7 protein-coding genes are annotated in these 6,586 nt (G+C 76.3%); 1 reads left to right on the top strand and 6 read right to left on the bottom strand.

Annotation, left to right across the window (positions count from 1 at the left end; translation table 11 throughout):
- Positions 1-355: 355 nt before the first annotated feature.
- Complete coding sequence (locus ADK60_RS44900) at positions 356-580, top strand: hypothetical protein (RefSeq protein WP_159400487.1); 225 nt, start codon at positions 356-358, stop codon at positions 578-580.
- Here the strand turns inward: ADK60_RS44900 and ADK60_RS18810 are convergent.
- The 6 genes from ADK60_RS18810 to ADK60_RS18785 all read right to left on the bottom strand — a co-directional run bounded on the left by ADK60_RS18810 (position 496) and on the right by ADK60_RS18785 (position 6,263).
- A complete protein-coding gene (locus ADK60_RS18810) occupies positions 496-1,194 on the bottom strand; it encodes a DUF6099 family protein (protein ID WP_053647441.1) in 699 nt (232 codons plus the stop codon). The two genes, ADK60_RS44900 and ADK60_RS18810, sit on opposite strands and share 85 nt — an antisense overlap.
- Positions 1,195-1,353: 159 nt before the next feature.
- Entirely contained in the window at positions 1,354-1,731 is a 378-nt protein-coding gene (locus tag ADK60_RS18805) for a nucleotide pyrophosphohydrolase (protein ID WP_234371141.1), read from the bottom strand.
- The gene (locus ADK60_RS18800) at positions 1,728-3,218 is read right to left on the bottom strand and encodes an AAA family ATPase (RefSeq protein WP_053647439.1); all 1,491 of its coding nucleotides are present in this window, start codon (positions 3,216-3,218) and stop codon (positions 1,728-1,730) included. The genes ADK60_RS18805 and ADK60_RS18800 overlap by 4 nt, the downstream gene beginning before the upstream one ends.
- A 141-nt stretch (positions 3,219-3,359) precedes the next feature.
- Positions 3,360-4,217, bottom strand: coding sequence for a putative RNA methyltransferase (locus tag ADK60_RS18795; RefSeq protein WP_045942209.1), 858 nt, complete (start codon positions 4,215-4,217; stop codon positions 3,360-3,362).
- Between the two features lie 52 nt (positions 4,218-4,269).
- Positions 4,270-5,223, bottom strand: coding sequence for an ATP-grasp domain-containing protein (locus ADK60_RS18790; protein WP_063783187.1), 954 nt, complete (start codon positions 5,221-5,223; stop codon positions 4,270-4,272).
- Positions 5,220-6,263 carry an ATP-grasp domain-containing protein gene (locus tag ADK60_RS18785; protein ID WP_079008488.1) on the bottom strand — a complete coding sequence of 348 codons (1,044 nt, stop codon included), beginning with the start codon at positions 6,261-6,263 and terminating at the stop codon, positions 5,220-5,222. Before ADK60_RS18785 ends, ADK60_RS18790 begins: the two co-directional genes overlap by 4 nt.
- Positions 6,264-6,586 lie beyond the last annotated feature (323 nt).

Below are 6,586 nucleotides of genomic sequence, written 5' to 3'. Positions count from 1 at the left end.
CTCCCCCTCCCCTCCGCCTCCTCCTCCCGCCCGGGCCCCTTCCCCCGCCCTTCCCGTCGCCCCGTCCGCCCTTCGCCCTGCCCCTTTCCTCGGCGGCCCGCCCCCATCGGTGGCGGGCCGCCGGTGGAAGAAGGCCCGCGGCAGCCCTCCGCGCGCCCGGGCGGCCGTAGCCCAGGCCGGTTGGTGGCGGCAAGCCCGGGGTCACCCGGTCGGCCTACCCGTGCCGGCGGTTGGACCGCATCGAGTGGTGGCCGGTGACCGCGCGGCGGGGTGTTCGTTGGTTGCAGCGGCGGGGCCGCGTCCGGCCGCCCGCCAACCGCTCCACACCGCACCACCGATCCGAAGAGGTCCCCTCATGTCCGAGCCCTGGTCCGGGGTGTCCACCACCTCGCAGTACCCCACCGCCGACGGGGCGGCGGCGCCGACCGCCCCGAAGAGCCTGTTGGAGCAGATGCAGGAGCTGCTCGCCTCGGTGACCGCGGACCTCGCCGACCTTCAGGCCATCGGTGCCCGTACCACCTCCCCCGCCCCGACCGCTTCCGCCGGCGGCGAGGACGGCGGGCCCTCCGCCGCCCGCTGACCCGGCGGGTCGAGCCGGAGCACCAGTAACCGCTCCTCGTGCTCCGTCGCCGGTTCGGGGAGGCGTCGGGCCCCGTCCGGCCCGAACGGCTCCCCGGGCCCGCCGTCCGCCGCCCCGCACGGCTCCGCGTCGTTCCCCTCGGGCCGCTCGCCCGTCATCTGTCGTACGGCGTCGAGCAGTTGGTCGACCAGCTGGGTGCACTCCGCTCCCGCGTCGACCCCGTCGATACAGGCCCAGTAGAGGCTCTCGGTGTCGGCCCCGCAGGCCAGCACCACCAGCGTCTCCCCCATGTCCCGCAACAGGCGGCCGAGTTCGTCGAGCATCGGCCCGAACTCCCCGAGCTCGGTGAGCCTTCGGGCCCGGCCGCCCGGCCCGAAGGCGGACGCCGAGGAAGCGCCCTCCTCGGGATGCTCCAGGCAGCAGGCCGCATGGGTGGCCGCCTCGGCCAGCAGTTGCCCGAGGCCGGAGAGCCCCTCCTCCCCCGATCTGGCGAGCCGGGTGGCCACCGCCTCGGTGAGCAGCACGGCCTGCCGGGCCTCGGCCAGCACGTCGGGGACGTTCCTGGTCTCCGCCAGGGCGTGCCGGGCGGTCTTGATCAGTCGCAGCGCTTCCACGGCCGGTCACCCCTTCCGTCGCCCGCGCGGCGCTCTGCCGCGCGGTCACGGTGAGAGGGTGCGACGGGGCGGAGGGGTGGCGCATCCGGACTTCGGAAACCTGTGGACAACCCGGGGGCTGTGGACAACTTCGGTCCCCCGCAGGGGTTATGAGCCGTCCTACGGGTTGACTTCCTCGCCCTCGACGGGGGTGCCGGGGACCGGGAAGCGCAGTTCGTTCCGCTCGATCTTGGCCGCCAGGGCCGTCAGCGGATCGACCCCGACGGCCGTGCAGAACTGGAGCAGGTAGGCGAGCACATCGGCCACCTCGTCCCGCACCCGGTGGGCGCGGTCCGGCTCGGCCATCACGGCGGCCGCCTGCTCGGGGGTGAGCCACTGGAAGATCTCCAGCAGCTCACCGGCCTCCACGGTCAGGGCCGAGGCAAGGTTCTTGGGGGTGTGGAAGGGCTCCCAGCGGCGGGCCGCGGCGAAGTCCACGAGCCGTTGCCGCAGCTCCTCCAGGGTCGGCCCGGCGGGTTCCGTGTGTCGTTCGTTCACCCGTCCAGGTCTACCGCATCGCCCGCCGTCCGGTCGGCCCCGGGGCCCGGCACCCCGGGCTCCGGCGACGCCGACGTCGACCCCGCCGCCGGGCCCGGTCCCGACACCGACCCCGGCACCGCGCCCGATCCCGATCCCGATCCCGGCCCCGAGACCGCCGGCGCACCGTCGCGCACCGCCTGGACCGGCACCCGCGCCGTCTCCGTCCGCAGCACCGTGAACCCCGAGCCCGGATCTCGCCGGCACTCCACCACCGCCACCCCGGCCGGCAGTTCGCCCGGCCCTCCCAAGGCGTCCCGGGCCGCCGCCGGCTCCTGCAGCGTGGCGAGCACCCGCAGCTGGTTGCGCCCCGACATGTCGCGGGCGAGCCGCAGCAGCGAGGCCGCCTGGTCCGTGGAGAGCCCGGCGCCGAGGTCCTCCGCCAGCACGGTGAGCTGCCGCTGCGCCCACGGCACCTCGGCGGCCACGTCGAGGTCCAGCACGGCGGCGCCGGTGAGCAGCACGGCGGCGAAGGCGAGGTGGCGGAGCATGCCGTCGGAGGCCTGGTCGGCCCCGGTGCGGCCGAGGACGCCCTCGTCGAACACGGCGAGCACCCGCCGGTCGGCGCCGGTGCCGCGGTGGGCGAGGTCGAGGCCGAGCAGCGGGTGCGGGGCGGCGGACTGGACGACGCGCAGCAGCTGCCCGAACCGGCGGCCGCACTCGTTGCCGAGCCGGGCGACGACGGCGGAGATGTTGGCGGCCGAGCTGAGCAGCCTGGCCTCCGGGTGGGGGCGGGCCCAGCCCCGCATCAGGGCGGGCACGGGGCAGACGGGGAAGACCTCGCGCAGCGCGGTGAGCAGTTGTTCGGCGGCGGCGAGGACCTTGCGTTCGCCGGGCGAGGATCCGGCAACGCGCAGCGGGATCTGGGCGGTGACCAGGGTGCCGCTGGGGAAGGGGGCGCGGATGTCGCCCTGCCGGGTGTCGTTGTGCCAGCTGACGTTGACACGGTGGTGGCGCAGGTCCTGTTCGCCGGTCTCGACGAGGGTCCGGCCGTCGAGGGTGAGCTGTTCCCTGGCGATGCGGACGGGGCCGTCGGTGCGGATGACGACCTCCAGCGCGATCGGCCCGTCCGGGGAGCGGACGGTGCAGCCGAGGATGAGGGCGTTGCGGCCGTGCGGCACGCACCCGGCGAGGCCGCCGCGGACGGGGGCGGCGAGCGGCCCGGTGGTGCCGGGCCGGCCGTCGAGGGACTCGCCGATCTCCTCGCCGAGGGCGAGTCGGGAGAGGACGGCGAGGGCGTCGAGCGCGTTGGACTTGCCGACGCCGGCGGGGCCGTGCAGCACGGTGAGGGGGGCGAGCGGGAGGGTCGCGCGCCGGTAGGACTTGAAGGAGGTGAGCCGGAGCTCCTCGACGATCGGGCGCCGGGCGGTCGCGGCCGCCGGGCCTGGTTCCGGGGTGCGCTGCTGCGGGTGGGCCGGCACGGCGGGGAGGGTGGCGTCGCGGTTCACCCGTCGGACGTTAGCCGCCGGTCGCGCGGCAGAAACGTGCCTGCCCGGCAGATTCATCCCATCGGGGTGACTCCGGCACGAGGCCGGGACGCCGGGCGGGCGGCCCCGCGCCGCCCCCGCACCGGGGGGCGGCCCGCCGTTTCAGCGCCGGTAGGCGGCGACGGTGACGGACGCCGTCACCTCGACCGGGTCGGGCAGTGCGGCGAGCCGCTCCGCGAGCCGGGCCGGGTCGGTGTGCCAGGCGCTCGGTCCCATGCCGACCACGGTCCGCACGTCCTCGGCGGACAGCCGCATGGTGAACTCGACCTCGCGCCGCCCGGCGGGCGTCAGGTAGGGCCCGAGCTTCTCGTCGATGCGTCGCTGCTTCTCCTCGTCGACCGACAACAGGCCGAGGGTGGCGACGAGTTCGCGCAGGTGCCGGGCGGTGGGCGAGACCAGCAGCAGGGTGCCGCCGGGCCGCAGCACGCGGCGGATCTCGGGTCCGTTGCGCGGGGCGAACACATTGAGGACGAGTCCGGCGGAGGCGTCCAGCAGGGGCAGCGGCCGCCAGGCGTCGCAGACCACAGCGCCGATCCGGGGGTGGGCCCTGGCGGCGCGGCGCAGCGCGTACTTGGAGATGTCGAGGGCGGCGCCGGGCCGGCCGGGCAGGGCGTCCAGGACGTGGGCGAGGTAGTGGCCGGTACCGGCGCCGAGGTCGGCGACCAACTCCCCGGGACTGTCACCACCGGCATCGGCATCGGCGACGGCCGCGACGGCGGCCTCCGCGAGCGCGTCGGCGATCGGCCGGTAGTGGCCGGCGGCGAGGAAGTCGCCCCGGGCGGCGACCATGTCGGCGGTGTCCCCGGTGCCGGTGTGGGCGTCACCCGCGAGCAGGCTGACATAGCCCTGCTTGGCGAGGTCGTGGCTGTGCCCGCCGGGGCAACGCAGGGTGCGCCCGTCGAGGGTGAGCGGCCGCGCGCAGTGCGGGCAGGCCAGGTAGGGCTCGATGTCCTGCAGCAAGGGTCCGTCTTCTCTCGCGGCCCGGTCGTGTGCTCGGGCCGGGAGTGCCAGCCTAACCAGCGGCGGTGCCCGGTCCCGCATCCGCCGGCGCGGGCGTCACGGCGGCGGCGCCGGTGCCGGTGGCGTCCGCCCGCGGGCGAGGGACCCCGGACACCGCCACCCCGGCCGCCGTCCCCGCCGTCCCCGACCTCCCCGCCGCGCCGACGCGCAGGGCGAGCGCGGCGAGCGCCTCGGGCGCCCCGGCCTGCCCCCGGATGCCCGGGAAGGCGTTGACGTCGACGACGACCGGTTCGCCCGGCCCGTCCAGCAGGTCGACGCCGTAGACGTCGAGGCCGAACACCTCACCGGCCCGCAGCGCCACGGCGGCCCGCTCGGCGGACAGCTCGGCGGGCCCGAACCCGTCGGAGCCGTCCGGGAGTTCGGTGTGCTCGGGGCCGGCGAGCTCGGAACGGCGGCGGGCGCAGAACAGCTGCCCGGCGACGACCCACAGCTTCTGGTCCCAGCCGGTGCTCGGCAGGTAGGGCTGGGCGACGACGGGCTCGTCCGGCCATTCCTCGGCGAGGGCCCGCAGCCGGGCCGTGTCGTCGACACGGGCGACGAGGTCGTGGCGGCGGCTGTGCCGGCTCTTGACGACGAGCGGCAGGAGGAGTTCCCCCGCCTCGACCGCCCCGAGCAGTTCGGCGGGGTCGGCGGCGGCGCGGGTGGGCGCGAAGGGCAGTCCGGCCCGCCGGGCGAGTTCGGCCATGGCCAGGCGGTCCTGGCAGAGCTCGGTGGCGGCGGCCGGGTTGACGACGGGCACGCCGCGCTCCTCCAGCCCCCGGGCGAGGGCGAGCCCCGCCGGGGTGTGCGCCTTGAGCAGGTAGACGTCCGCGGGCGGGTCGAACGGCCCGTCCGGACCGGCCGCCGGGTCGAGGGCCTCGACGTGGTGACCGCCCGCGGTCAGCAGCGCGGCGGTCGCGGCGAGCACCGGGTGGTCCGGGTCGGAGGTGATCAGACCGATCCTCATATCGCGCCGCCGACAGGCGCGGCCCCGATGCCACCGACGCCCACACCACCGACGCCCGCACCGCCGACCGCGACCCCACCGCCCCCGAGTCCGCTCGCGACGCCGACGCCGACGCCGGCCCCGACCGCCGCGCCGCCGCCCTGCGCGGGCATCCGGACCGCCCCGGCGCCCAGCCCGACCGCGTCCAGCCCCGAGGCGTCCAGCGCCACCGCGGGGGCCGTGACCGCCGTGCCGGTGCGGGCCAGCCGCAGCACCGCCCGCGCCACCCGCGCGACCGCGTCCGGCACCTGCCGGAAGCTCGGGAAGTCGTTGATGTCGACGACCACCGGACCGTCAGGCCCGAGCAGTACGTCGACTCCGTAGAGGTCGAGCCCGAACACCTCGCCGACCTGCGCGGCGATCCGCGCGACCTCGGCGGGCAGCGGCACCTGCCGCTCCCGCACCCCCTGGTCGGGGTTGAGCGGCGAGCACCGCTCGGTCGCGTACAGCTCGCCGTCGACGCAGTACACCTTGAGGTCGGTACCGGAGTTGGGCACATAGGGCTGGGCGATCAGCAGGCCCTCGCCGGCCAGCAGGGGGCCGAGTTCGGCGAGGTGCCCGGGGTCGCGGACGAGCCGCACGGCCCGCCCGGAGCTGCCGTCGGCGGGCTTGACGACCAGCGGGTACTCGGCCGCGGGGATCTCGGCGAGCCGTTCCCAGCGGGCGGCCGCGTAGGTGACGGGGACGGGCAGCCCCCGGGTGCGGGCGATCACGGAGGCGAGGGCCTTGTCGCGGACGCCGCGGATGGACCGGACGTCGTTGACGGTGGTGAGGCCGACGGCGGCGGCGGCCTCCAGCAGGGTGAGGCCCGGTCCGCCGGAGACGGTCTTGAGCACCCAGGCGTCGTGGCTGCCGGCCCGGACCGCCTCGGAGATCGCCATCAGCGAGTCGCCGGGGCGCAGCACGTCCACCCGGTGCCCCCACGCGGTGAGTTGGCGTACGACGTCGAGCGGCATGCCGTCGTGCCGGTAGTGCTCCTCCACCAGAAAGCAGAGCCTCATGAGCCAGTCATCCCCCTCGCTTCGCCCAGCGCGGACGTCCGCCGTTCACGCCCGGCAGAGCCGTAAAGGCCCCAGGATGCCACGCGGCCCGTACACAAGATCGCCCGGCCTGTAAGCGTTCGGCAACAATCGCGGTGAAATGCCCGGGCCGAACGGCCGCCGGGCCGCCCCGCAGGTCACGTCCGCACGGGAGCCGGGCGGGACCGGTCGGGACGTCCGAAATTCCCGGCGGGAACACGGCGGGCCTGCTTTGATGCACGGCGTGACCTCTCACGTTCCCGCAGCCGCAGCCGCCACCACCCCGACCCCGACCCCGAGCACCC

It is taken from the genome of Streptomyces sp. XY431 (assembly GCF_001279805.1).
Taxonomy (GTDB): Bacteria; Actinomycetota; Actinomycetes; order Streptomycetales; family Streptomycetaceae; genus Kitasatospora; species Kitasatospora purpeofusca.
This window is presented reverse-complemented; position numbering and strand designations above follow the sequence as displayed.

Excerpts from the sequence above, each read along its gene's own strand:
- ADK60_RS44900 (WP_159400487.1), top strand. The coding sequence starts at position 356 with ATGTCCGAGCCCTGGTCCGGGGTGTCCACCACCTCGCAGTACCCCACC.
- ADK60_RS18790 (WP_063783187.1), bottom strand. The coding sequence starts at position 5,223 with ATGAGGATCGGTCTGATCACCTCCGACCCGGACCACCCGGTGCTCGCC.
- ADK60_RS18785 (WP_079008488.1), bottom strand. The coding sequence starts at position 6,263 with ATGAGGCTCTGCTTTCTGGTGGAGGAGCACTACCGGCACGACGGCATG.